Origin of the sequence: Kutzneria chonburiensis, assembly GCF_028622115.1 — a bacterium.
Classification (GTDB): Bacteria; Actinomycetota; Actinomycetes; order Mycobacteriales; family Pseudonocardiaceae; genus Kutzneria; species Kutzneria chonburiensis.
Genome location: NZ_CP097263.1, coordinates 7,959,444 through 7,983,466, shown reverse-complemented (window position 1 = coordinate 7,983,466; position 24,023 = coordinate 7,959,444). Strand labels below are relative to the sequence as shown.

The following is a 24,023-nucleotide window of genomic DNA, read 5'->3' as shown; positions in this document are numbered from 1 at the left end:
AGCCTAGGAGCGTGCCGCGGTGTCCACTAGCGAAAATGGAACTTCCCGCCGGTGAACGTCGGAGTCTAGTTCGACGGCGGCGTGAGTCCCATCGCGGACAGCAGCGTCGCGGCCTCCGCGTCGTGCCGCTCGGACGCCACGACATCGCCCGCGACCCGGTAAGCCGCAGCGAGCAGCGTCAAAGCGCGGGGCTCCCACAGGCGCAGGCCGGTCTTGCGCAGCAGCGCCAACGCCCGTTCGCTGAAGTCGATGGCGGCGTCGGCTTCCGCGCTCCGCAGATGCACGTGCGCCTGTGCGAGGAGCGCACGGCCCTGGCACAGCCGGAGCTCGTGCCGGGCGGTCAGCTCGACCGCCTCCTCGGCGTGGGCCAGCGCCTGGATGTCGTCGCGCATCGCGTAGGTCAACCCGATCAGCGCCTCGACCTCGCCGAACCGCAGGTCGCGCTGGCGACTCAGGTCCAGCGCCTGCCGGTAGTGCTCGATCGCCTCGGCCGGGCGGCCGCCGACCAGGGCGACGTCGCCGAGCGTGTTGAGTGCGTCGATCCGCGAGCGGAACATGCTGGGCGAGTCGGCCAGCTCCAGCGCCGTCGCGGCCATCCGCTCGGCCTCGTCCTGGCGGCCGAAGTCCAGCCGCACCAAGGCCATCGCGTTGAACAGCCCGGACTCGCTCTCCTGGTTGCCCAGCCGCCGGCTCATCGCCACGCCGTGCTCGAAGTACTCCTCGACGGCCTCGAACCGGCCCATGTGCCGGCTGAAGTTGAGCAGGTTGTTGAGGCAGTTCACCTCGCCGTGCTCGATGCCCAGTTCTGCGCAGATGGCTCGGGCCCGGGCCAGGTAGCCGAAGCCCTCCTCGGTCTCGCCCAGGCTGACCTGCACCAGACCCAGGTTGAACAGGACCGGGGCCAGCCGGGTCGGCTCACCCTCGGCCAGCGCCATGGCGTCGGCGAAGCGGGTGGCGGCGCCGTCGAGATCGCCCATTTCGGACAGTGCGATGGCGAGGTTGGTCAGCGCCGAGTACTCGCCGACCCGCAATCCCGTGCGGCGGAAGACTTCCAACGCGCGGGCGAAGCCGTCGGCGGCCTCGTTGGCCCGGCCTCGGCTCCAGTCGAGCGCGGCCAGGTTGTAGCGCATCGCCGCCTCGGCCAGCCCGTCCTCGGCCTCGGCCGCGGCGGCCAGACCGGCCTGCGTGACCAGCTGCCACTCGGTGGCCAGCCGCTGTGCGTAGAAGAAGCCGCGCAGCGAGTCCACCAGCTGCCAGACGATCTCGCCGCGGCCCTGCTGGATCAACGGCACCAGATTGGGCAGCTCGGCGGTCATCCAGTCCAGTGCCTCGTCACGGTCGCCGAAGCGGTCGGGGCCCTGGCGCGGCGGCAGCGGCACCAGGCTCGGCACTTCCGGGCCGAGCAGACCGGCGGCCTCGGCAACGGCGTGCAAGTAATAGGTGTGAAGCCGGGACAGCGCCCGGTCCTCCGGCTCGGCCAGCGCCCGCTCGTGGGCGTACACGCGGAGCAGGTCGTACGCCTGGTAGCGGCCGGGGGCCAGCTGCTGCACCAGGTTGGCCGCGGCGAGCTGGTCGAGCAGCCGGCGAGCCTGCTCCGGCGGGCAGTCGGCCAGCGCGGCCATCGCCGCCGGCGTGAGGTCCTGGCCCGGCGCCAGGCCGACCAGCCGGAAGGCCCGCTTGGCCGGTTCGGCCAGCGCCTCATAGGAAAGGTCGAAGGCGGCTCGGACGGTCACCGTCTCGTCCCCGTCGGCGGCCAGCGCAGCCAGCCGACTGCCCTCGCGCAGCCGGACCAGCTGCTCGGCCAGCCGCGGCTGGTCGTCGCCGATCATGTTGGCGGCGGCGATCCGCAGCGCCAGCGGCAGATGCGTGCACAGCTCGGCCAGCTCGGCGGCGGCCGCCGGCTCGACCCGGACGACCTCGTCGCCGAGGATGCGGGCCAGCAGGGTGTGCGACTCGGCCGGGGTCAGGCCGCCGACGTGCACCCGGCTCGCGCCCTGCTCGGCGACCAGCCCGCGCAGCGCGTCCCGGCTGGTGATCAACACCGCGCTGCCGGGGTCCCCGGGCAGCACCGGGCGGATCTGGCCGGGACGGGCGGCGTTGTCCAACACGATGAGCATCCGCTTGCCGGTCAACAGGGATCTCAGCGCGGCCGACTGCTCGTCGAGATCGGTCGGCACGTCGTCGGCGGCCACGCCCAGCGCCCGCAGGAACCGGGCCAGCACCTGGTCCGGGCCGAGCGCCGGGCCGCGGGCGTGGCCGCGGAGGTCGACGAACAGCTGGCCGTCGGGGAAACGGGAGCGCAGCCGGTGGGCGACGTGCACGGCCAGCGCGGTCTTGCCGGTGCCGGGCGGGCCGGTCAGCACCACCACCGGGGTCGCGGTCGGCTCGGCCGGCGCCAGCCGCTCGGCGACCAACGCCGCGACCGCCGACCGGCCGACGAAGTTGATCACTTCCGGCGGCAGCTGAGCCGGCACGGAAGCCTTGGCCCCCAACGGGCTTCGCAGGCTCGGATGATCGGACAGCACGGCCTGGTGCACGCGCAGCAGCTCGGCGCCGGGGTCCACCCCGAGCTCGTCGGAGAGGTACTCGTACACCTCTCTATATACATGCAGTGCTTCGGCGCGTCGGCCAGAGCGGTAGAGGGCGATCATCAGCTGGGCCCAGATCCGCTCACGGGCCGGGTTGGCATCGGCCAGCTCGCGCAGTTCCGGCACCAGCTCCTCGTGCCGGCCGAGGGTGAGGCCGGCGTCGATGCGGCGCTCGCGAGCATCCATCCACTCGGCCTCAAGACGGTTAATCTCGTTGTGCCGCAACGGATCCAGCGGAACGTCGACCAGCACCGGCCCGCGCCAGAGCCGGACCGCCTCGGTCAGCAGGGTCCACACGGTCGCCGGATCCTCGATCTCACGGGCCCGAACGAGCTGTTCCCGGAACCGGGTGGCGTCCAGCGCGCCGGCCGGCACGTCGAGCGCGTAACCGTCCTGGGCGGTGCGCAGCGCGCAGGCCGGGCCGAGCTGCTGGCGCAGCCGCATGACATAGGTCCGGAGCGTGTTGCGCGCGCCGGCCGGCGGCCGCTCGCCCCAGACCACGTCCACCAACTCGGCCGCGGAGACCGCACGGTTGGCCCGCAGCAGCAGTGAGCCGAGCAACAGCCGCTGCTTGGCCGCCGGCAGCGGCCGGGCCACTCCGTCGACGAGGACCTCGAGCGGGCCGAGCACGCGGAACTCGATCTCGCCCGCCATCGGCGCCCCTCCCCTCGACCGTCGGTATCGCCAGAGAGCCTAGCGGGCCGTGACTTGGTGCTGTATCGATACAGATCGTGCCGCGCAAGGGTTTTCCGGGCAACTTTTCGGTTGCGCGAAGGGCGGGGAATTTGGCCTAAACCACGTGACCCACACCTCACGTTGGGTGATCGATCTCGACTTGGAAACGGCCAGATAACGACGGCCTGACCTGCGCAAACAGGGGCGATCGGGCCAGGTTGCGTCGCGTTACTGTGATGACGGTCACATCCATCAGCATTTGGCGTTCGCGGATTCGTTACCTAGTGTCGCTTCTCGGCCGAACCCGAAACGGCTGGCAGTACCCGAGGGACCGAAGCGCCAAACCCTGTTCGGCGGTCCCCCGGCACCAACCCCGAGCGAGAGACAACTACCGAACAGGGGCGGGGGAACCAACCCCTGGGCGCCCGAGAACCGCCCAGCGGGAGTGAGCATCACCCGGTACCCATGCCGGCCATCGTGTGGGGCACGCCTGTGCCTCGTACGGCCGGTGAGCTCGTGACGCAGGCGCTGTAGGCGAGAGGTCAATGAGTTCTTACCGCGGCAAGCACCGTGAGCAGTCCACCGTCGCTCGTACCGTGACCCAGGTTGCCCTGGCCGGTGCGATTGTCGCCGCCCCGATGGCGATCGCGGCGGGCACCGCCAACGCGTCCACCACCAACTGGGACGCGGTCGCGCAGTGTGAGAGCAGCGGCAACTGGGCCATCCACACCGGCAACGGCTTCTCCGGTGGTCTGCAGTTCACCAACAGCACCTGGGCCGCCTACGGCGGCACGGCGTACGCCCCGCAGGCCTGGCAGGCCAGCCGTGAGGCCCAGATCGCCGTCGCCGAGCGCGTGCTCGCCGGCCAGGGCCCCCACGCGTGGCCGGTCTGCTACGCCCGTGGCGCCGGTGGCGTCACCGCCGGCGGCAACGCCGCCCCGGCCCCGCAGCGCAAGGCGGCTCCGGCCCCGCAGCGCAAGGCCACCCCGGCCCCGCAGGCCCAGGCCCCGTACCAGGCTCCGAAGCTGGACGGCAACGGCGACTACACCGTCGTGGCGGGCGACACCCTGTCCGGCCTGGTGGAGAAGCTGCACCTGAGCGGCACCTGGCAGGACCTGTACAACAAGAACAAGGACGTCGTGGGTTCGGACCCGAACCTGATCCTCGTCGGTCAGAAGCTGACCACGAAGTGAGTGTGACGTTCGCTTAAAGCTCGACGGGCAGGGCCGACTTCGGCCCTGCCCGTTAGGCGTATCTACGGGCAGTTGACCCATTCGTCACTGCCGTCGGTGAAGACCTGGCGCTTCCAGATGGGCAGCTTGGCCTTCACCTCGTCGACGAGTTCGGCGCAGACCACGAACGCCTCGCGGCGGTGGCCGGCGGCGACGGCGCAGGCCAGGGCGACATCGCCGATGGCCAGGTGACCGAGCCGGTGGCTGACGGCCAGCGCCCGGACCTCCGGGTGCCGGGCAGCGACCTCGGCCGCCACCTCCGCGATGACGTCCTTGGCGCTGGGATGGCCCGAGTACTCGAGCTCGGTCACGCCCCGGCCGTGATCGTGGTCACGGACCACGCCCTCGAACGTGACGACGGCGCCGGCGGCGCGGTCGTTGACCAACGCGGCGTGCTCCTCGGCGGAGACCGGCGTCTCGCTGATCTCGGCCCGCACCACCGTGGCCGGCAGCCGGGTCTCGGTGACCGGAGCCGCAGCCGGCACGTGGTCGCCGCCGGCCAACTGCTCCACGGCGTGGTCCAGCACACCGGCCAACACCGACAGGCCGTCCTTCACGCCGCCGGTCGAGCCGGGCAGGTTCACGATCAACGTCGTGCCGGCCACCCCGGACAGACCCCGGGACAGCACGGCGGTCGGCACCTTGGGCAGCCCGGCGGCCCGCACGGCGTCGGCGATGCCGGGAATCTCGTAGTCCAACACCGAACGGGTGGCCTCGGGCGTGCGGTCGGTCGGCGTCACGCCGGTGCCACCGGTCGTCAACACCACAGCCACGCCGTCGGCGACGGCCGTGCGCAACGCGGCGGCCACCGGATCGCCGTCGGGCACGACCACCGGATCCGGCACGTCGTAGCCGCGATCGCGCAGCCAGTCGACGATCACGGGGCCGGTCCGGTCGGGGTAGACCCCGGCCGCGGCCCGGTTGGATGCCACGACGACTCGCGCCCGCCTGCTCATCGATCCTCCGGTCGGGTCCAACTGCCGGTCTTGCCGCCGTCCTTGCGCTCCACCCGCACCGCGTCCAGCACGGCGGCCGGGTCGACCGCCTTGACCATGTCGTGCAGGGTCAGGCCGGCCACCGCGACGGCGGTCAGCGCCTCCATCTCGACCCCGGTGCGGTCGGTCGTCTTCACGGTGGCGGTGATGCGCACCGCCTCGTCCTCCAGCTGGAGGTCCAGCTTCACGCCGGTGATGGCGATCGGATGGCACAGCGGCACGAGGTCAGGGTGCGCTTGGCCCCCATGATGCCGGCGATCCGCGCGGTGGCCAGCGCGTCGCCCTTGGGCAGGCCGTCCCGCCGCAGCAGGCCGACGACCTCGGCGGTGGTGCGCAGCACCCCGGTCGCGACAGCGACCCGGGCGCTGGCGTCCTTGGCCGAGACGTCGACCATCCTGGCGGCGCCGGCACTGTCGACGTGACTCAGCTCGCTCACGGTCGAATATTAGTTCGCCGCAATGCTCAATTCGCCTGGGCCGCGTTCTTGACCGCCTCGGCCACCGCCGGCGCGACCGCGTTGTCGAACACGCTCGGCACGATGAACGACGCGTTGAGCTGCGCCGGCTCGACCACGTCGGCGATGGCGTTGGCCGCGGCCACCAGCATCGCGTCGGTGATGGAGGTGGCGTGCGCGTCCAGCAGGCCGCGGAACACACCAGGGAAGGCCAGCACGTTGTTGATCTGGTTCGGGTAGTCGCTGCGGCCGGTGGCCACGATGGCGGCGTGCTGCTGGGCCTCGACCGGGTCGATCTCCGGGTCCGGGTTGGCCAGCGCGAACACGATGGCGTCGGCGTTCATGGTGGCCACCTGGGCCGCGCCGAACAGGTTCGGCGCCGAGACGCCGATGAACACGTCCGCGTCGACCAGCGCGTCGTGCAGGGTGCCGGCCTTGCGCTCCACGTTGGTGGAGGCGGCGATCTGCTCCAGGTTGGAGTCGAGGTCGCCCCGGTCCGGGTGCACGATGCCGTTCACGTCCACGGCCAGGATGTCGCCCGGCTTCTGGTGCTGGAGCAGCCGGATGATGGCCGAGCCGGCGGCGCCGACGCCGCACACGACGACCTTGCACTTCGTGATGTCCTTGCCGACCACCCGCAGCGCGTTGCGCAGCGCGCCGACGACGACGATGGCCGTGCCGTGCTGGTCGTCGTGGAAGACCGGGATGTCGAGCTTCTCCCGCAGCCGGGCCTCGATCTCGAAGCAGCGCGGGGCGGCGATGTCCTCGAGGTTGATGCCGCCGTAGACCGGGGCGATCAGCTCCACCGCGCGGATGATCTCCTCGGTGTCCTGCGTGTCCAGGCACACCGGCCACGCGTCGACGCCGGCGAACTTCTTGAACAGGGCGGCCTTGCCCTCCATCACCGGCAGCGCGGCGGCCGGGCCGATGTTGCCGAGGCCGAGCACGGCGGTGCCGTCGGTGACCACGGCCACCGTGTTGCGCTTGATGGTCAGGCGGCGGGCGTCCTCGGGGTTGGCCGCGATGGCCTGGCAGATGCGGGCCACGCCGGGCGTGTAGGCCCGGGAGAGATCGTCACGGTTGCGCAGCGCGACCTTGGAGGTGACTTCGATCTTGCCACCGAGATGGACCAGGAATGTGCGGTCGGACACCTTTCGGACACGCACGCCCGGAAGTGCGTCGAGTCCGTCGGTGATGTCCTTGGCGTGATTGGCCGACATCGCGTTGCAGGTGATGTCGAACACGACCCGATCGGCGTGTGACTCGACCACGTCGAACGCGGTGATCACCCCGCCGACCCGGCCGACTGCGCTGGTCAGGTCGCCGGCAGCGCTCGCCGACGGCGGCGCCTCGACCCGAATGGTGATCGAATATCCGGGTCCGGGAACCGGCATGGCTTTCCTCCAGATTCGACGCGGCCGACGGCCGATGAAACGAGCCTAAACCGCGTCGAATTCCGGAACGAGAGCGACTCGGAAACCCTCAGCGGTTGATCTCGGTCTTCGGGTGCGTGTACGGCAGCGACTCCGGGTCGACCGGGAACGCCACGTCACCGAACGGCGACAGCGCGCCCTGCACGTCGGTGGCCAACTCGCTGACCGGGTGCTTCTCACCCTCGATGTGCGGCCACGCGGGATCGATGCGCGCGGAGCGGTCCTTCGCCACAGTTCCTCCTCAGTGCGGGTCCTACCCGCACAGTATGACCCGGTGCCGCGGGCCCGACACCGCCCGACCTGCACATCCAGCCTGCCGCACGGCTAACGTGGTGCATGATGGCCGGCCTCTCACTCGCGGACTGGTTGCGGGCGCTCGACGACGACGCGCTCGTCGCGCTGCTGCGCGCCCGTTCCGACCTGGCGACACCGCCGCCCGCGGACAGCACTGTGCTGGCCACGCGGGCGGGTATCCGCGCGTCCGTGGCCCGGGCCTGCGAAGAACTGGACACCTTCACGCTGACCGTGCTGGAAGCGCTGCTGGTGCTGGATGCCGACAGCTCGCCGGTCTCGGTCCGCGACGTGGCGAAACTGCTGGCCGCCGACGCGACGCTGACCCGCGTGACCGCGGCCGTGCGGGCCCTGCGGGCCAGGGCGATCGTGTGGGGTGCGGACGACGCGGTGTCGGCGGTGCCGGCCGCGCGGGAGGTGGCCCCGCAGTACCCGGCCGGCCTCGGCCGGTCGTTACCGCATCTCGTCGGCAAGGACCTGGCCGAGACCATCGCCGGTCTGGACGAGCCGGAGCGGCGGCTGCTGTCGGCGCTGGCCGGCGACTCGCCGATCGGGCTGACCAAGGACGCCGGCGTGGTCGTGCCGCTGGAGCGGGCCAAGACCCCGACCCAGCGGCTGCTGGCCATGGGCCTGCTGGCCCGCCGCGACAACGAGACCGTCGAGCTGCCGCGCGAGGTCGGCATGGCGGTCCGCGGCCGCCGTCCACTCGGGATGGTCCAGGCCAAGGAGCCTTCTCTCACAACGATCCTGCGCGATCCGTCCGTTGTGGACACCACAGCGGCCGGCGAGGCGCTGGAGCTGGTGCGCCACGTCGAGGGCCTGCTGCGACTGTGGTCGGACGAGCCTGCGCCGGTACTCCGCTCCGGCGGGCTGGGCGTGCGCGAGGTGCGCCGCATCGCCAAGGCGCTGGACGTCGATGACGCCCGGGCCGGGCTGCTGGCCGAGCTGGTGGTCGGCGCGGGGCTGGTCGCCGACAGCGAGGGCGTCGACCCGGAGTGGGTGCCGACGACGCTGGCCGACGGCTGGCTGGTGGCCAGTCCGGAGCAGCGCTGGGCCACGCTGGCCACCGGCTGGCTGGAGCTGCCGCGGCTGCCGGCGCTGATCGGCACCCGTGACGAGAAGGACAAGGCCATCGGGCCGCTGACCGACGAGCTGCGCCGGCCGCTGGCCCCGCGCGAACGCCGTCGGGTGCTGGAGACGCTGGCCGAGCTGCCGGCCGGCTCGTCCGTGCCGAGCGCCGACGAGGTGGCCGCGCTGCTGGCCTGGCGCGCGCCGCGCCGCGGCGGGCGGCTTCGCGACGACGTCGTGCGCTGGACGTACACCGAGGCGGCGGCGCTGGGCGTGATGGCCTTCGGCGCGGTCAGCTCGGCGACGCGGGCGCTGCTGGCCGAGGGGCCGGCGATGGCGGCCAAGCGGATGGCCGACGCGATGCCGGAGCCGCTGGACCACGTGCTCGTGCAGGCCGACCTGACCGTCGTCGCCCCCGGACCGCTGGAGCCGATGCTGGCGGCCGACATGGCGCTGGTCGCCGACGTGGAATCGGCCGGCGGGGCGACCGTCTACCGGGTCGGGGACGCGTCCGTGCGGCGGGCCCTCGACGCCGGCCGTACCGCCGATGAGCTGCACGAACTGTTCCGCACTCGATCACGCACGCCGGTCCCGCAGGGCCTGACGTACCTGATCGACGACGTGGCTCGCCGGCACGGACGGCTGCGCGGCGGGGCCGCCGGCTCGTTCCTGCGCTGCGACGACCCGGTGTTGATCACCGAGGTGCTGGCCAATCCGGCGGCGGCCCACCTGGAGCTGCGGCGCATCGCGCCAACCGTGCTGGTCAGCCCGCTGCCGCTGATCGAAGTGCTTGACGAGCTGCGAGCCGCCGGCTTCGCCCCGGCGGCAGAGGGCGCCGACGGCACCGTGCTGGACCTGCGGCCGCCGGGCCGCCGCATCCCGGCCAAGACCCGGCCGTCCCGTCGGGGGCCGGCCCCGACGGCGGTGGCCGACGAGCAGCTCGGGACGTTGGTCGACCAGCTCAGGGCCGGCGACCGGGCGGCGGCGTCGCCCCGCGGCACGGCCGTGGCCGCGACGCTGGAACTGCTGCGGGCAGCGGCCAGCGAGGGGCGCAGCGTGTGGCTGGGCTTTGTCGACTCACGCGGGGTCGCCACGCAGCGGGTTGTCACGCCGGTGAGCGTCGCCGGCGGCATCCTGGAAGGCGTGGACGGCAGCGAGATCCGCCGCTACCCCGTGCACCTGATCACCTCAGCGGCCCTCGTCGAGCACCCCTGAAATGTCACATGCGGCGCGGACTTGCCTTCAACAGGCACATCCGGACCGCATGTGACAAAGCATGACAGCGGGACCCGCCTGGTGGCGAGCCCCGTCTGCAACGTTGTAGATCAGCCCGCGCGGACCGACATCCACTGGCGCATGGCGTGTTCGACCAGCGTGATCAGCGTCTGCTTGGTCGACTCCCGGTTACGGGCGTCACACGTCACGATGGGCACCGACTGGTCGATGGTCAACGCGTCCCGCACGTCGTCGATCCGGTGGTGCAGCATGCCGTCGAAGCAGTTCACCGCCACGACGTACGGCAGCTGCCGGTCGTCGAAGAAGTCGATCGACGCGAACGCGTCGGCCAACCGCCGGGTGTCGACCAGGACCACCGCGCCGATGGCGCCGCGGACCAGGTCGTCCCACATGAACCAGAACCGGTGCTGGCCGGGCGTGCCGAACAGATACAGGATCAGATCGCTGTCCAGCGACACACGACCGAAGTCCATCGCCACCGTCGTGGTGACCTTGTTCGGCGTTGCCGAGAGGTCGTCGACGCCGAGGCTGGCCTCGGTCATCACCGCCTCCGTTGTCAACGGCACGATCTCGGACACCGACCCCACGAACGTCGTCTTGCCGACACCGAACCCACCGGCGACCACGATCTTCGCCGATGTCGTCGCCTGCCGGGCGATCTGGGGACTAGAGCCTGCGGAGCCCACTGAGCACCCTCTCCAGGAATTCAATGGACGGCCTGTCCCCCACGACCAGGCCGCTTTGGTGAATCAGGACTAGACCCATGCTGGCCATGTCACCGATGAGCACCCGGACCACCCCGAGGGGCAGCCGCAGGTGCGCCGCGATCTCCGCGACCGAGCGGGTCTCCACACACAGACCGCAGATCGACCGGTGCTCGGCGGTCACTGCGGCATCCCTGTCACGGCCGTGGTCGCTGGTGGACACCAACGCCTCGATCGCCAGGTCGTAATCGGGTCGGGTCCGGCCGCCGGTCCTGGTGTAGGGACGAACCAGCGAACCCGTCTCGACCACGGGCTCGTGCAGTGCCGGATCCGGTTCGGGTTCCGGGTCCGGCGGTTGAACGAAGTGCACCTCGTAGCCGTCGGCATCGTAGAGCGGGCCGGACATCGGGTCGGAAATGGGTCCCGACGGCGGGCCGCCCCGGTAACCGGGGTGGCTGCGCTCGCCCGGCCGCTCCTCGGCGAAGCCGAACGCACCGCCACCCGGCATCTCCTCCGGCAGGCCGTAGGCCCCCGGCTGCGCTGCGGCGGCCCGTCGACGAACCCGTGCTCGCCGAACAGGTCGGCGCCCGGTCCACCGAACAGGCCGTTGCCGTACCCGTCGATGTCGAACCGGTTGGGCACCTCGTCCAGCCCGTGCTGGGGTGGGTCGTCAAGACCGTGAGCTGCCATGTCGCCTAGACCTCGTCCCGCGGTGCCGAAGGCCCGACCGGCGCCGGGTTGTCGGGGTGCGTCGTGCAGCTGGTGTCGTGGCGGGTCATCCAGCACCTCATCCAGCTCGTAGTGCGCGTCGTCCTCGGCTTCCGGGGCGCTCTCCGAATCGGGGTCGGAGAAACTGAAGCCCTCGGCGGCCCAGGCCTGGTAGTCGAACTTCTTACCGAACCGGCCGCCGGGTACGCCAGAACCCTTGGCCATCACTTCTCACCCCCGCCCGGACCTATCTGCGGACCACGCCTTGCAGCTGCGCCCGTAGTTCCGGCGTCAACTGCTGGCCGACCCGTTCGACAAGCAGGGTCATCTCGTAGGCGACGAGACCGATGTCGCAGTTCGGCGCGGCGAGGACGGACAGGCACGAGCCGTCGCTGATGGACATCAGGAACAGGTACCCCCGCTCCATCTCCACCACGGTCTGGTTGACCGAGCCGCCTTCGAAGCAGCGCGCGGCGCCCTGCGTCAGGCTGATCAGCCCGGACGACACCGCCGACAGCTGCTCGGCGCGGTCCCGCGGCAGGCCGTGGGAACCGGCCAGCAGCAGACCGTCGGCGGAGACGACGACGGCGTGCGCCACGCCGGGGACCCGGCGGACGAAGTCGGTGATCAGCCAGCTGAAACTGCCGGGCTGCTGTACAGACGCGGTAGTCACTCCTGCTCCTCGTCTTCACTGCTCTGCGGCGATGTGGACGCATCACCAGAGTAGGCGTCTATCAAAGCGTGCCGGCCACGGCGCACGCCCTGTTGGTAGCTTGACATGCGACCCCGCACCGAGTCAGCCGACCGCGGTGCGGCCGGTGCCCTGGTGGACGCTGCGGTCGAGCTCTTCGGTGCGGCGGACCCGGGGATCAGGTGCGCCTTCGGAACCCGTTTCGGCAGGCCCGCCTGGGTCTGCGCATCGGGCGCCTGGCTCAACAAGGACTCAGCAGCCTGCCATCCTTCGTCGCCAGGGGAAGACCAATCGTTACTCCTGGCCGCTGCCGGCCGGGCCGGCCTGGTGGGCAGCGGGGCCGAACCGTTGCGGGCCGCCGGGGTCTCCGGCTGCTGCTGGCGGGCGGGTTCGGACTCTGGCGCCGAGGTGGCGCCCGGCCGCTGGCCGGACGTCGCCCGCGGCGTGCGCTTGGGCAGCGAGGAGGTGCCCGGCGCCGGGGCGGCGGCCTTCTCCTCGGTCGGCGACACGGCGGCCGCCGGCGCCTCGGCTGCCGGTTTGGGCTGTTCAAGGGCCTGGGTCGGCTGCTCGGGAGCGAGCTCCGGAGCCTGCTCCGGCACCTCGGGCAGCTGCATCGACATGGTCGCGGTGGCCGGTCCGGCGACCGCGTCGTCGGCGCCGCCGCCCTGGGTCGGCACGCCGAACGGGCCCTCGACCAGATCCGGGGTCTCGTCCTCGACGGCCTGGAACCACTGCGACAGGACGGCCTCGTAGATCGGCAGCCGCTCGGTCGGCGCGTCCAGTTCGTGATCTAGATCACGTGACGGGAAGGCGCTGGCCTCCGGCTGGGCCGGGGCCGGCACGGCGGCCGGCGGCGCGGCGTGCCCGTTGAGGCTGCCGCTGCCGTTCAGGCTGCCGTTGACCGCTGGGGGCGCGACCTTCGGCTCCTCGGGCGCTTCCTGGAAGCCGGCGAACATGTCCACCGGCTGGCCGGCGGCCGAGTCCTCCAGCGACGGGAACCAGGTCGCGGTGCTCTCCTGGGGCTGCTGGGCCGGCGCCGCGGGGGCGTTCGGCGACCAGCGCGGCACGCCGGTGACACCCAGCTCGGGGCTGCCGGCGCTGGACACGAACTGCACCGGCACGCCGGGGTCGCCAGCCGGTTCCTGCACCGGGATCGGCTCCGACGGCGGCGTGGCCGGGCGGCGGGACATGCCGAACGCGTTGGCGATGCCGCCGCCGGCCTGGGTGGCCGGACGCTCGCCGCCGGACGGCGGCGTGCTGACGTCGGCCCCGGGGGCCAGCACCAGCGAGCCCGGCACCACGACGAGCGCGGTCATGCCGCCCTCGATGTCCTCGTTGCCGCGCAGCCGCACCTTGATGTCGTGCCGCTTGGCCAGCCGGGCGACCACGTACAGGCCCATCCGGCGGGACACGGCCACGTCGACCTCGGGCGGGTCGGCCAGGCGCTCGTTGGTCTCGTTGACGTCCGCGGCCGACATGCCGACGCCGCGGTCGTGGATCTCGATGGCCAGCTCGCCGCGCCGCGTCTTGGCGGTGCGCACGGTGACCTTGGTGTTCGGGTCGGAGAACGCGGTCGCGTTGTCCAGCAGCTCGGCGATGAGGTGCACGAGGTCGTTGACCGCGCGGCCCTGCACCGTGAGCTCCGGGGTCGGCGCGACCTGGATGCGGGCGTACTGCTCGACCTCGGACACCGCGGCGCCGACGACGTCGCCGGCCGGCACCGGCCGGGTCAGCCGGCGGCCGAGGTCGGTGCCGGAGAGAACCAGCAGGTTCTCCGAGTTGCGCCGCATACGGGTGGCCAGGTGGTCCAGCTCGAACAGGTTGGCCAGCTGGTCCGGGTCCTGCTCGTCCTGCTCGAGCCGGTCGATCAGGCCCAGCTGGCGTTCGACCAGGGCCTGCGAGCGGCGGGACAGGTTGACGAACATGGCGTTGACGTTGTCCCGCAGGAGGGCCTGCTGGGCCGCCATCCGGACCGCCTCGCCGTGCACCGCGTCGAAGGCCCGGGCCAGCTGGCCGACCTCTTCCTTGGTGTGGATCGGGACCGGGTCGACCACTTCCCTGGCCGCCTCGGCCGGGTTCGGGTCGGTGAGGATGCGCTGCACTTCCTCGGGCAGGCGGTGGTCGGCGATGTCCAGCGCGGTGCGCCGCAGCACGCGCAGCGGGCGCAGCAGCGAGCGGGCCACGAACAAAGCTGTCACCAGCGCGAGCAACAGGGCGCCGAGAACCAGCGCGGAGTTGCGGATCGCGGAGTCCTGCGAGGTGTTGGCCAGGTCGTTCGTCTGGGTCTGGAGCTGCTGCAGCAGCGCCTGCTGGACCTGGTTGGTCAGGTTGACCGTCAGCGTGGAGTCGATGTCCCACTGCGTGGTGGTCAGCCCGGTGAGGTCCTGGTTGTTGGTGCCGCGGATGAGCGCGGACTCCTCCAGCTTGTTGGCGTCGTCGACGATCAGGCCGGTGACCGTGTCGTCGAAGATGCGCTGCTGCTGGGGGGTGGCCGACTTGGCGAAGTCGTTCTTGGCCGCTTCCAGCTCGGCGTCCGCGGCCAGCAGGGCGCGGTACTGGTCGAACGGGAAGTTCTTGTTCTGGAAGACCTGGAGCAGGATGCCGCGCTTGCGGGAGTCCTGCTCCTTGGCCCGGGCCACCGCGTTGGTGGCCAGCTGGAGCCGGACCAGGCTCGGGTCGGAGATCGTGGAGATGGCCTGCTCACCGAGGTCGAGCAGGTTCTGGATCGAGTCGCTGTAGGCGTTGAACGTCGCGCTCGCGGGGTACTTGGACTCGCCGACCGCCTTGCGCAGGTTGGTCAGGCGGGAGAGCTGTTCGGCCGCGGTGCTGAACCGCGACTCGACGTCGGGCGACAGACCGGGACCGAGCGTGGTCACCAGGTTGCGGAACGCGGTGATGTCCTGGACGACGCGCTCACGCTCACGGTCAAGGCTGACCTGGTCGCCGGTGCGGTTGGCCGCGACGAACTGCGCGGTCAGGTCGCGCTCACGCTGGAGCTGCTGCACCAGTTCGGCGACCGAGGTCTGCAGCTGCACCTGCTTGGCCAGGCGCTGGGCGTCGGTGAGGTTGGCCACGTCGGCGCGGACGCGGATGCCACCGAGGATCAGCGCGAGGATCGTCGGGATCAGCAGGACGACCAGCAGCTTGGTGCGCAGTCGCCAGTTCTGCAGGCGCCAGCGCGAGCCGGTGCCGTCGGCGTCCCGGTCGACATCGCCGGAGGCGACGTTCTGTCCGTTGTGTGTGATTTCGCCGCTCAAGTCCGCATCACGCTGCGCAGCCGGTCCTTCACCCTTTTCGGGGCCACCCGAACGCGCCGGACCAGCAAGGCCTGGTCGGCCGGGGCCTTTGTCTCGACGGGCCACCCTGGGCTTCCTCATTCCAGCAGCAGTGTCTGTAGTCCCTCCCCGGACCAAGACGGTTCCGAAGTGGGCCGAATTGCAGCACAACCACGGGGCGTAATGCCAGACGGCCCCGCCGCCTTCCTTCTCTGTGGTCCGCGCCGACCACATCCACTAGCCCAAGAAGCGTAGTGGCGGATACGTCGGACGGGAAGACTCCAGATGCACTCACGGTATCCGCCGTGGGGGATGCCTTCATACGTCCGGGTGGCTACCATCCCCGCATGTTGGTATCGATCGTGGTTTGATGCCAGCGGCCCGGTTGGGGGGCCCGTAGATCAAATTAATGAGGTGCGCATGGCCATCGGAGCGGTACGACGGACCGCTGCGGCGCTCGCGGGAGCGCTGGGTCTGGTCGCTTCCGCGGCCGGCTGCAGCATGCTGCCCGGATCCGGATCTTCCAACTCGCCGACGCTGGAGCATCCGTCGCTACGGGTGGGCTACGAGGCCCAGGTCGACGTGGCGCCGCTGTACATGGCGGTGAAGAACAGCCTGTTCGACAACGCCGGCCTGAAGATCGAGCTGGTGCAGGAGAACAGCGACGACGAGGCGATCAAGCAGGTGCAGAGCGGCCAGCTCGACATCGCCTTCGCCACCCACGTGAGCTTCTTCAAGGCCGAGGCCAACGGCGCGCAGCTTGAGCTGCAGGGTGAGGCCTACCAGGCCGGCACCAACACGATGGCCCTGGTCACACTGCCGTCGCTGGGCTACAACAACCCGTCGACCAAGCAGAACCCGACCATCGCCGTCAACGCCGACAACGACCTCGGCGTGCTGACCACGAAGTCGGTGCTGGACACCGCGGGCGTGCCGCAGAACAAGATCGCCTTCAAGACGATCGGCTTCAACGACATGATCACCGCGCTGCAGAACCGAACCGTGGACGCGGCCTTCATGGTCGAGCCGTTCATCACCCGGGCCGAGCAGCAGCTGGGCGCGACCATCCTGACCGACGCCGCCCGCGGCGCCACCCAGGAGTTCCCGATGACCGGCTACGCGTCGTCGAAGAAGTTCGCCGACGCCAACCCGAACACCATGGCCGCGTTCCGCAAGGCGTTGCAGCAGGCCCAGGAGCAGGCCTCGGACCGGCTCAAGGTGCAGAGCGTGCTGAAGGACTACGCCGGTGTCGACGCCGGCACCGCCGACCTGATCTCGGTCGGCAACTTCCCGACCACGCTCAACGCCGTCCGCCTCCAGCGTGTCGCCGACATGATGGAGACGTCCGGAATGCTGGGGAACCGCCTGGACGCGCAGTCGATGCTGCCGCCGACACAGCAGAACAGTTGATGATCGCCAAATTCTGACGAAAACGACGACGGCCGGGTCGGGATTTCTCCCGACCCGGCCGTCGTCGTGTTGACGCTGGGTGAGCGTCAGCTTCCGCTGGGCTGGCTCAAGCAGTAGGTGAGCTTCAGCGGGTCGTACACAAGAGAATGCTGCGGATCCGGATCTTCACAAGCTCCGTGATCCGCCTTGCCCTTCACGACCTTGATCTGAATTGCCGACGGGCCGGTGCAGGCAACGGCCGGGTAGCCCATCTCGGTGCTGGGGACGGAGGAGGTGAGGTTGTAGCACTTGCCGTCGGCGAGCACCGGGGCCAGGCACAGCCGCACGTTGTTGAGCGTGCCCTCCTCGTAGTACTCGTCGTAGCCGCCGCCGTCCGGGCACTTCTCGCTGGCCTTGATCACCATGCCGACGATGTAGTTCTCCTTGCCGGAGCCACAGTCGACCTTGTCGTAGCTCGGCTTGGTCGTGGTGCCGGTGACGCTGGCGCAGTCGCCGACCGCCGTGTTGTGCGCGTCGTCGGCGCTGCTCACCGCGGTGCCGACACCCAGGCTGATGACTACCCGGATGATGATGTAGACGACGATCACGCCGACCACGCTGAAGACACTGGCCAGGATCCGGCGGCCCTTCTTCGGCGGGGTGCCCACCGGGGCCTGCGGGAACGGCTGCGGGCCGCCGGGCGTCGCACCCGGCATCGGGCCGGTGCCCGGGACGGGACCGCCGGCGAACTGGCCCTGCGGGGCCTGCGGGTAGGGCTGCCCCTGCGGCGGGTACGGCTGGCCTTGGGGCTGCTGCGGGTAGGGCTGTCCCTGGGGCTGCTGCGGACCGCCCGGTCCGGCAGGAGGCATGGGTGGAGTGCTCATGGTTCCCCTCTGGGTCTTTCTCGTGACGAAACGCCTGGCCCCAGGCGTTGACCAACCCCCGATGCGCGGACTGTAACCAGGGCAAAGGTTGGGCGGCGGCGTATTTATCGGTTGGTTATGTGACGGCGGGCGCACCGGCAACCGCCCTGCCCCCGTTTGCCGTGACGCACATCACAAAACCGCCCGGCGGCCGACCGGCCGGGGCGGAATTGGCAATCGGGTTCCCCCGGTTGCGACACTGGGTCTGACCACGATGTGAGGAGCACGGCCGGTGACCGACGGACCACTGATCGTCCAGTCCGACAAGACGCTGCTGCTGGAGGTCGACCACCCGCTCGCCGACGAGACGCGGACGGCGATCGCGCCGTTCGCGGAGTTGGAACGGGCGCCGGAGCACGTGCACACGTATCGGGTGACGCCGTTGGCGCTGTGGAACGCCCGTGCGGCGGGTCACGACGCGGAGCAGGTGGTGGACGCGCTGGTCCGGTACAGCCGTTACCCGGTGCCGCAGCCGCTGCTGGTCGACGTGGTGGACACGATGGCCCGGTTCGGCCGGCTGCAACTGGTGAACCACCCGGCGCACGGCCTGACCATGGTCTCGCTGGACCGCGCGGTGCTGGAAGAGGTGCTGCGCAACAAGAAGATCAACCCGATGCTGGGGGCGCGGGTCGGGGACGACACGGTGGTCGTGCACCCGAGCGAGCGCGGTCGGCTCAAGCAGGCGCTGCTCAAGGTGGGCTGGCCGGCCGAGGACCACGCCGGCTACGTCGACGGCGAGGCGCACCCGATCGCGCTGGCCGAGGACGGCTGGCAGCTGCGCGACTACCAACGCCTGGCGGCGCAGTCGTTCTGGGCCGGCGGCTCGGGCGTCGTCGTGCTGCCCTGTGGCGCAGGCAAGACACTGGTCGGCGCGGCGGCGATGGCCGAGGCCCAGGCGACGACGCTGATCCTCGTGACGAACACCGTGGCCGGCCGGCAGTGGAAGCGTGAGCTGATCGCCCGCACCTCGCTGACCGAGGACGAGATCGGCGAGTACTCGGGCGAGCGCAAGGAGATCCGCCCGGTCACCATCGCCACGTACCAGGTGATCACCCGCAAGACCAAGGGCGAGTACAAGCACCTCGAGCTGTTCGACTCCCGCGACTGGGGCCTGGTCATCTACGACGAGGTGCACCTGCTGCCGGCGCCGGTGTTCCGGATGACGGCCGACCTCCAGTCCCGTCGCCGTCTCGGGCTGACCGCCACCCTGGTCCGCGAGGACGGCCGCGAGGGCGACGTCTTCTCGCTGATCGGCCCCAAGCGTTATGACGTGCCGTGGCGGGACATCGAGGCCCAGGGCTGGATCGCGCCGGCCGACTGTGTCGAGGTGCGGGTGACGCTGACCGACAACGAGCGCCTCCAGTACGCGACGGCCGAGCCGGAGGAGCGGTACAAGCTCTGCTCCACCGCGCGTACGAAACTCCCGGTGGTGCAGGCGATCCTGGACAAGCACAAGGGTGAGCCGACGCTGGTCATCGGGGCCTACCTCGACCAGCTGGACGAGCTCGGCGCCGGCCTGAACGCCCCGGTGATCCAGGGCTCGACCAAGAACAAGGAGCGCGAGGAGCTGTTCGACGCGTTCCGGCGGGGCGAGCTGAAGACGCTGGTCGTGTCCAAGGTGGCCAACTTCTCCATCGACCTGCCCGAGGCGTCGATCGCCGTGCAGGTGTCGGGCACTTTCGGCTCACGGCAGGAGGAGGCGCAGCGGTTGGGCCGGCTGCTGCGGCCCAAGGGTGACGGCCGGCAGGCGCACTTCTACTCGATCGTCTCCCGGGACACGTTGGACGCCGACTACGCGGCGCACCGGCAGCGCTTCCTGGCCGAGCAGGGCTACGCCTACAAGATCGTCGACGCCGACGACCTCCTCGGCCCCGCCGTCCCCGAGGTCGGCTAGCCAGCTGTCAGGAAGGGCCCCTTACTGACGTTCATCCTCGTAATCATCTTGTGCCCTTCTCGGGCCGAGTATCACCCCGTTGGCCTAACGCGGGGTGGTGCTCGGCCCGGCGGGGTCGCTAGCGGCGCTGCCTGCCACTGATCCGCCGCTGGAGGTACCGGGTTGGCACAAGCTGTTCCGTGGCCGTCCAGCCCCATTGTTTCGACTCGGTGATCAACTGGAACGAGACGATGGCGATCTTGCTGCCGTAGTGCGACGGCAGGAGTCCGTGGACCAGGGCGGGTACGTCGTACTGGGCAGTCAGTCCGTCGGGGTCGGGGCGATAGCTGGCGTCAGGATCCTCCGGCAGGAACTGCCCGGTCTTCAGCCAGGCCGCCCTTGGCTGTTCGTACTTGGTCGCGAAGGATGGCCACTCGCCGGACGGATCATCGAACATGTGTGCGAGTCTCCGTCTCTGGCGGTCAAGATCGCAACTATCGGCGTCATCACGCCAGCCAGCCGGTACCGCCAGTTGGCCGGCGCCGAACCCTGGCGCTCACCCCAACCAAGGAGTCGACAACCGCCGACGCTCCGGCGTTGAGCAGGTCAGCGGACGGCGTCTTCCCGGTGCCCACGCCCAGGACGCGCACGCCAGCAGCGACCCCGGCGCGGATGTCGTTCGGGGTATCGCCGACGAGGAGGGTCTGGTCGTTGGTGAACGTCGACCCGAACCGGTCGGAAGCCCGCTCTTGGGCGATTGAGACCAACTGCGCGCGGTCTGAAGCGTCATCGCCGTAGGCCCCAGCGGCCAGGTCGAGAAAACCGTCCAGCCCGAAGACCTCCAACTTGATGCGGGCCACGCTGCGCAAGTTGCCGGTGAGCACGGTCTGGAGCACCGTCTCCTCGTCGGCAAGTTCTGCGAGGGTTTCCCTGGCCCCTGGAAGCACGCGGCCGACCTGCCCAAGCTCGTCTCGACGTGCCTCGTAGCCGTCGACTAACGCGTCTGCGAGACGCGCGACGAGTTCATTGGTCGGCTCCATACCGTTGACGGCCAGGCTCTCTCGCATGATGTCGAGTTCCGTGCGCCCGGAGATGTCGGCCCGCCTGGTAAGGCCCTTGCCCGTGACCTCTTGAAACGCGCGCTTGAAGATGTCGCCTCCGACGCCCCGCGTCTCGATCAAGGTGTGGTCGATGTCCCAAAGCACCAGCTGACGGAGTGGACTGGGCATCTCTCCGGGAAGGGACATGTCGATCAGTGTGCCATCGTTCCCTCAGCCCAGCCGTGGGCGTACGGTATTCCCTGGTCAACTGGGGTGACGAGGGATCAAGAACATGGACAACGAACTGGCTAGGCTGATCGGTGAGCGGATCCGCTTCGAGCGGGAGGCGAACCACCAGACGCAGGTCGTCGTTGCGGGACTCAGTGGCATCACTCCTGACTACCTGTACCAAATTGAGCGGGGCAAGAAGCTCCCGACCTTGCAGGTGTTGCTGGCCATCGCAAAGGCGCTCGGCAAGCCAGCGGGTGCGCTGCTCAACGAACAGGAGTCGCGTTCGTTGCCGCCGGTCCGTCCGGTCGAAGCTGCCAGGAACATCCATCGAGCCCTGACCCTGCCGTTGCCCGAGACGCGCCGCTTCGACACGTCGGCGGAACTTCGGAGCGAGGTTCACGCCGCTTGGGACAGTTGGCAGCACTCACACCAGCGGTACAGCAAGGTGAGTGGTGCGCTGCCACAACTCATCACGAACGCCGAGTTGCTACTTCGCGATGATGAAGACCAAGACATGGCGACGCTCGCCGCAATCGAGCTGTACAGCCTGGTGCGGACGGTTAGCAAGCGGCTCGGGCGAACAGACTCAGCGCTCCTCGCCGCCGACCGCGCGAAACAGGCGGCCTCGAAGCTCGGACGACCGTTGCCACGTGCTGCTTCCGCTTGGAATATGGCACACGTGCTCCTCGCCGAGAACGATGCGGAGGGGTCTGAAACTGTTGCGATTCAAGCACTTTCCAAACTTCAGGCTGACGACGCCGGAGCAACGTTGGACGGACTGGCTCTTCAGGGCGCGTTGCTGTCCGTGGCGGCGGTGGCCGGCGCTCGACTCGGCCAAGGCTGGACCGCCCGAGACCGTCTACGTGATGCCGACAAGTTGGCGAAGGTAACCGGGGAGCGCAACACGGCATGGACCGCGTTCGGGCCAACCAGCGTTGCGATAGGTGCGGTAAGTGTGGAGAACGAAACAGGAGAAGTGGCAGAAGCCCTTCGTCTGGCCGAACGGATCGTGCCGCCTGCAAGCCTGTCGATCGAACGCCGCGTTGCGTTCCTGCTAGAGCAGGCCAGGGGATACGAACTACGCCGTGACTACGGCAGCGCACTGGTGACGCTTCAGACCGCTGGCGATGAAGCCCCCGAGGACGTGTCGTACCGCCCGGCAGCGCAGCGCGTCTTGAGCACCATCGTCCACCGCGGGCGTTCCACGGTCGCTCAACAAGGTGTCGCCTTCGCTACGAAGTTTGGCATCGCTGTGTAAACCGTACTGGCCGTCTACCCAGACTGACAGTCCGGGTTACTCGCTAGTAACGACCCTAGCTTCGTCGCAGCAGTACCACTGACCAGCGACGATGCAAGGGGCGACGATGGCCGGCTTGATCAACCTCACCGGCGTCCTGTCGGCTGCGGTTGATCAATACTCCAATGCGGGCCGGGACGCTGTCTCCCTCGTTATAGGGGTTGGCCTCGCCGCGCCCGTCGTCTATGTCGCCGGCCTGGGCATCGTCGCGGTGATCAAGAAGCTCCGCGCAGTCAGCCCGCGCGTGGACGAACTGCTGGACGAGTCCGCCGAGCAGCCAGGGCAACAGCCTGCGCCCGAGCGGCCTGGGGCACGCCATGCCCGATGAGGCCGTGTCCCCGTTCATCACCGTCCTGGCCGTCGGTGCCGCGGGCGCGCTCTGCATCGGCCTGGCCGGCTTCGTGTGGGTCCGGGTGCACTGCCCGGCCGCGCACCGGCCCGGCGACAAGCGGGCATATGTGGCGCATTGCTGGCGCGTCCTGCGCCAGCAGCTCCGCCGCGCCCGCCAATACCTCCGGCCGCACGCTGCGCGTCTCGGTCGCGCGTGCGTCCGTTCCGGCCTGGTCGCCCAGCCGCCGCACGGCGTGGCGGCGGCGTGCTCTCCCGTACAGGGCGACCAGGCGCAAACCCCGGACGTCGTTGTGGCTCCCAAGCCCCCCGAGGGGTCGACGTCCGGTCAGTCCGCTGTGGCAGTTCCGAAACCTAGGACGGACGCCATCGTGGACGCCGCCCCGGCGCGTCGCTCGGCGCGTATGAAGCCGCGTACCTGTGCGCGCGCAGCTCACGGCCGGGGCGGCACCCAGACCACGCCGGGGGCGCACGTGATGACGGCGGACCCGTGCGCCCCCGGCGTACCAACGATTAAGGACTGACTGTGCTGCCCGAGTATCGATGGGCCACGTCAGTGGTCTTGGCCCCGGCGAACGAGGCCGCGAAGTCGCACGCCGTACGCATCGCAGGCGACGGCGAACTATCGGCCGACTTCTACGACTGCCTGTGCGGCCGGATTGTCTACGTCATGACCGACGGCGACGTTGGGCCGCAAGCCGAGCGGTGCCCTGACTGCGAACGTGCGGAGGCAGATCCCGCCGAGTACGCGCGAATGAACGGCGCGTTGCCGCAAGCCCTTCCTGTGCCGGCCAAGGACGACCTGCGGCCCCTGATCTACGTCCGCCTCAAGGCCGATCAGCTGGACGGCGAGGACGAGAGCCTGCGGACCATCCACACCGTCCCATTGACGCTGGAGTCGGCCTCGCCGTCGCGCATGGTGTCGCTGTGCGGGATTCCTTTTGCACCAGGCGAAATCGAACGAGTTACCACTATGGACGGTGCACCTTGTAGCGAGTGCTGGACCATGAACATCCTGGCCCGGGAACTAGCACAATCCACATGACTGGGGAGGAATCCTTTGGCGCGCATGGCAACAGCCACACAGGTGCAGGACAACGTCCCACACCTGCGCGAGTACGACATCAGCAGATACATGGACCGCCAGCCGTCGCAGGTCGTGACCTACATGTGCGAGGGCGGTCGCAGCGGCAAAGCGCACGAGTTCACCATTCGTCTGCACGACAACGTCGAAGTGGAGGTGCCGCTGGAGTGGCAGTGCGCCCAGCACAGCGTCACCGCCATCACCGCGCACCTGGCCGCCGTCATGGTCGACGACGTACACGACACAAAGGAGAAGCGCCGACCATCCCACTTGGACACCGTGCTGGAGCGGCGTAGCCCGGAGGAGCTGGAGGCCATGGTGAACGAGGCGCTGACCAAGCTGCGCTCTGACCGTGAGGGCGTCGGGGAGTACCTGAGGCGCAGCATGTCGACCAGGGATCCGGTGGAGGTCAAGGGAAACCTCAGCAACCGGCGGCGACGAGGCAGGCCGGTGGGCGTGCTGCCCAGCGTGTGAACGCCGCACCGGCC

The 24,023-nt window shown here is 69.9% G+C and carries 19 protein-coding genes and 1 pseudogene; 8 read left to right on the top strand and 12 right to left on the bottom strand.

The features are described from left to right. Positions 1-65 precede the first annotated feature (65 nt). On the bottom strand, positions 66-3,242 hold the full coding sequence (locus M3Q35_RS37070) for an AfsR/SARP family transcriptional regulator (RefSeq protein WP_379794449.1): 3,177 nt from the start codon (positions 3,240-3,242) through the stop codon (positions 66-68). A 566-nt stretch (positions 3,243-3,808) separates the two neighbouring features. Between M3Q35_RS37070 and M3Q35_RS37065 the strand changes: the two genes are divergently transcribed. After that, positions 3,809-4,456, top strand: coding sequence for a transglycosylase family protein (locus M3Q35_RS37065; protein ID WP_273937205.1), 648 nt, complete (start codon positions 3,809-3,811; stop codon positions 4,454-4,456). Between the two features lie 62 nt (positions 4,457-4,518). Here the strand turns inward: M3Q35_RS37065 and M3Q35_RS37060 are convergent, their stop codons facing one another. The 4 genes and pseudogenes from M3Q35_RS37060 to M3Q35_RS37045 form a co-directional block, all read right to left on the bottom strand. Further along, positions 4,519-5,451: a molybdenum cofactor biosynthesis protein MoaE gene (locus tag M3Q35_RS37060; RefSeq protein ID WP_273937204.1), complete on the bottom strand. Its 933-nt coding sequence runs from the start codon at positions 5,449-5,451 to the stop codon at positions 4,519-4,521. Next, positions 5,448-5,926 (bottom strand): annotated as a pseudogene (gene moaC, locus M3Q35_RS37055) (cyclic pyranopterin monophosphate synthase MoaC). The gene M3Q35_RS37060 and the pseudogene moaC overlap by 4 nt, the downstream one beginning before the upstream one ends. A 26-nt stretch (positions 5,927-5,952) precedes the next feature. After that, a complete protein-coding gene (locus M3Q35_RS37050) occupies positions 5,953-7,338 on the bottom strand; it encodes an NAD-dependent malic enzyme (protein ID WP_273937203.1) in 1,386 nt (461 codons plus the stop codon). An 88-nt stretch (positions 7,339-7,426) separates the two neighbouring features. After that, positions 7,427-7,609 carry a hypothetical protein gene (locus M3Q35_RS37045; RefSeq protein ID WP_273937202.1) on the bottom strand — a complete coding sequence of 61 codons (183 nt, stop codon included), beginning with the start codon at positions 7,607-7,609 and terminating at the stop codon, positions 7,427-7,429. Positions 7,610-7,716: 107 nt separating this feature from the next. Here M3Q35_RS37045 and M3Q35_RS37040 point away from each other — a divergent pair, with 107 nt between their 5' ends. After that, the gene (locus M3Q35_RS37040) at positions 7,717-9,951 is read left to right on the top strand and encodes a helicase-associated domain-containing protein (RefSeq protein ID WP_273937201.1); all 2,235 of its coding nucleotides are present in this window, start codon (positions 7,717-7,719) and stop codon (positions 9,949-9,951) included. Between the two features lie 110 nt (positions 9,952-10,061). Here M3Q35_RS37040 and M3Q35_RS37035 read toward each other — a convergent pair whose 3' ends face one another. From M3Q35_RS37035 to M3Q35_RS37020, 4 genes are all read right to left on the bottom strand, one after another. After that, positions 10,062-10,658, bottom strand: coding sequence for a GTP-binding protein (locus M3Q35_RS37035; protein ID WP_043719637.1), 597 nt, complete (start codon positions 10,656-10,658; stop codon positions 10,062-10,064). After that, a complete protein-coding gene (locus M3Q35_RS49005) occupies positions 10,639-11,184 on the bottom strand; it encodes a DUF742 domain-containing protein (protein ID WP_420704713.1) in 546 nt (181 codons plus the stop codon). Before M3Q35_RS49005 ends, M3Q35_RS37035 begins: the two co-directional genes overlap by 20 nt. A 447-nt stretch (positions 11,185-11,631) precedes the next feature. After that, positions 11,632-12,057, bottom strand: a complete 426-nt coding sequence (locus M3Q35_RS37025; RefSeq protein WP_116174868.1) for a roadblock/LC7 domain-containing protein — start codon at positions 12,055-12,057, stop codon at positions 11,632-11,634. Beyond that, entirely contained in the window at positions 12,054-15,332 is a 3,279-nt protein-coding gene (locus M3Q35_RS37020) for a nitrate- and nitrite sensing domain-containing protein (RefSeq protein ID WP_273937200.1), read from the bottom strand. Before M3Q35_RS37020 ends, M3Q35_RS37025 begins: the two co-directional genes overlap by 4 nt. A gap of 438 nt (positions 15,333-15,770) precedes the next feature. On the opposite strand from M3Q35_RS37020, the gene M3Q35_RS37015 reads away from it, so the two are divergent. Beyond that, positions 15,771-16,760, top strand: coding sequence for an ABC transporter substrate-binding protein (locus M3Q35_RS37015; protein WP_273937199.1), 990 nt, complete (start codon positions 15,771-15,773; stop codon positions 16,758-16,760). An 86-nt stretch (positions 16,761-16,846) separates the two neighbouring features. Here M3Q35_RS37015 and M3Q35_RS37010 read toward each other — a convergent pair whose 3' ends face one another. After that, positions 16,847-17,623, bottom strand: a complete 777-nt coding sequence (locus M3Q35_RS37010; RefSeq protein ID WP_273937198.1) for an LppU/SCO3897 family protein — start codon at positions 17,621-17,623, stop codon at positions 16,847-16,849. Between the two features lie 271 nt (positions 17,624-17,894). Here M3Q35_RS37010 and M3Q35_RS37005 point away from each other — a divergent pair, with 271 nt between their 5' ends. After that, entirely contained in the window at positions 17,895-19,556 is a 1,662-nt protein-coding gene (locus tag M3Q35_RS37005; RefSeq protein WP_273937197.1) for a DNA repair helicase XPB, read from the top strand. A gap of 118 nt (positions 19,557-19,674) precedes the next feature. Here M3Q35_RS37005 and M3Q35_RS37000 read toward each other — a convergent pair whose 3' ends face one another. Together M3Q35_RS37000 and M3Q35_RS36995 are read right to left on the bottom strand one after the other, a co-directional pair. Then, positions 19,675-19,992: a hypothetical protein gene (locus M3Q35_RS37000; protein WP_273937196.1), complete on the bottom strand. Its 318-nt coding sequence runs from the start codon at positions 19,990-19,992 to the stop codon at positions 19,675-19,677. A gap of 49 nt (positions 19,993-20,041) precedes the next feature. Continuing rightward, positions 20,042-20,740, bottom strand: coding sequence for an HAD hydrolase-like protein (locus M3Q35_RS36995; RefSeq protein ID WP_273937195.1), 699 nt, complete (start codon positions 20,738-20,740; stop codon positions 20,042-20,044). A 127-nt stretch (positions 20,741-20,867) separates the two neighbouring features. On the opposite strand from M3Q35_RS36995, the gene M3Q35_RS36990 reads away from it, so the two are divergent. From M3Q35_RS36990 to M3Q35_RS36975, 4 genes are all read left to right on the top strand, one after another. Then, entirely contained in the window at positions 20,868-22,064 is a 1,197-nt protein-coding gene (locus M3Q35_RS36990; protein WP_273937194.1) for a helix-turn-helix domain-containing protein, read from the top strand. 106 nt (positions 22,065-22,170) lie between these two features. After that, complete coding sequence (locus M3Q35_RS36985; RefSeq protein WP_273937193.1) at positions 22,171-22,431, top strand: hypothetical protein; 261 nt, start codon at positions 22,171-22,173, stop codon at positions 22,429-22,431. Positions 22,432-22,977: 546 nt separating this feature from the next. Next, positions 22,978-23,496 carry a hypothetical protein gene (locus M3Q35_RS36980; RefSeq protein WP_273937192.1) on the top strand — a complete coding sequence of 173 codons (519 nt, stop codon included), beginning with the start codon at positions 22,978-22,980 and terminating at the stop codon, positions 23,494-23,496. A gap of 24 nt (positions 23,497-23,520) precedes the next feature. After that, complete coding sequence (locus M3Q35_RS36975) at positions 23,521-24,009, top strand: RNA polymerase-binding protein RbpA (protein WP_273937191.1); 489 nt, start codon at positions 23,521-23,523, stop codon at positions 24,007-24,009. Positions 24,010-24,023 lie beyond the last annotated feature (14 nt).

What these genes read in the sequence shown, in the direction of transcription:
- M3Q35_RS36990 (WP_273937194.1), top strand. Translation starts at nt 20,868, where the DNA reads ATGGACAACGAACTGGCTAGGCTGATCGGTGAGCGGATCCGCTTCGAG.
- M3Q35_RS37050 (WP_273937203.1), bottom strand. Translation starts at nt 7,338, where the DNA reads ATGCCGGTTCCCGGACCCGGATATTCGATCACCATTCGGGTCGAGGCG.
- M3Q35_RS36975 (WP_273937191.1), top strand. Translation starts at nt 23,521, where the DNA reads ATGGCAACAGCCACACAGGTGCAGGACAACGTCCCACACCTGCGCGAG.
- M3Q35_RS37010 (WP_273937198.1), bottom strand. Translation starts at nt 17,623, where the DNA reads ATGAGCACTCCACCCATGCCTCCTGCCGGACCGGGCGGTCCGCAGCAG.
- M3Q35_RS49005 (WP_420704713.1), bottom strand. Translation starts at nt 11,184, where the DNA reads ATGCCGGGTGGCGGTGCGTTCGGCTTCGCCGAGGAGCGGCCGGGCGAG.
- M3Q35_RS37070 (WP_379794449.1), bottom strand. Translation starts at nt 3,242, where the DNA reads ATGGCGGGCGAGATCGAGTTCCGCGTGCTCGGCCCGCTCGAGGTCCTC.
- M3Q35_RS37000 (WP_273937196.1), bottom strand. Translation starts at nt 19,992, where the DNA reads ATGTTCGATGATCCGTCCGGCGAGTGGCCATCCTTCGCGACCAAGTAC.
- M3Q35_RS37060 (WP_273937204.1), bottom strand. Translation starts at nt 5,451, where the DNA reads ATGAGCAGGCGGGCGCGAGTCGTCGTGGCATCCAACCGGGCCGCGGCC.
- M3Q35_RS37015 (WP_273937199.1), top strand. Translation starts at nt 15,771, where the DNA reads ATGGCCATCGGAGCGGTACGACGGACCGCTGCGGCGCTCGCGGGAGCG.
- M3Q35_RS37065 (WP_273937205.1), top strand. Translation starts at nt 3,809, where the DNA reads ATGAGTTCTTACCGCGGCAAGCACCGTGAGCAGTCCACCGTCGCTCGT.
- M3Q35_RS37040 (WP_273937201.1), top strand. Translation starts at nt 7,717, where the DNA reads ATGGCCGGCCTCTCACTCGCGGACTGGTTGCGGGCGCTCGACGACGAC.
- M3Q35_RS36985 (WP_273937193.1), top strand. Translation starts at nt 22,171, where the DNA reads ATGGCCGGCTTGATCAACCTCACCGGCGTCCTGTCGGCTGCGGTTGAT.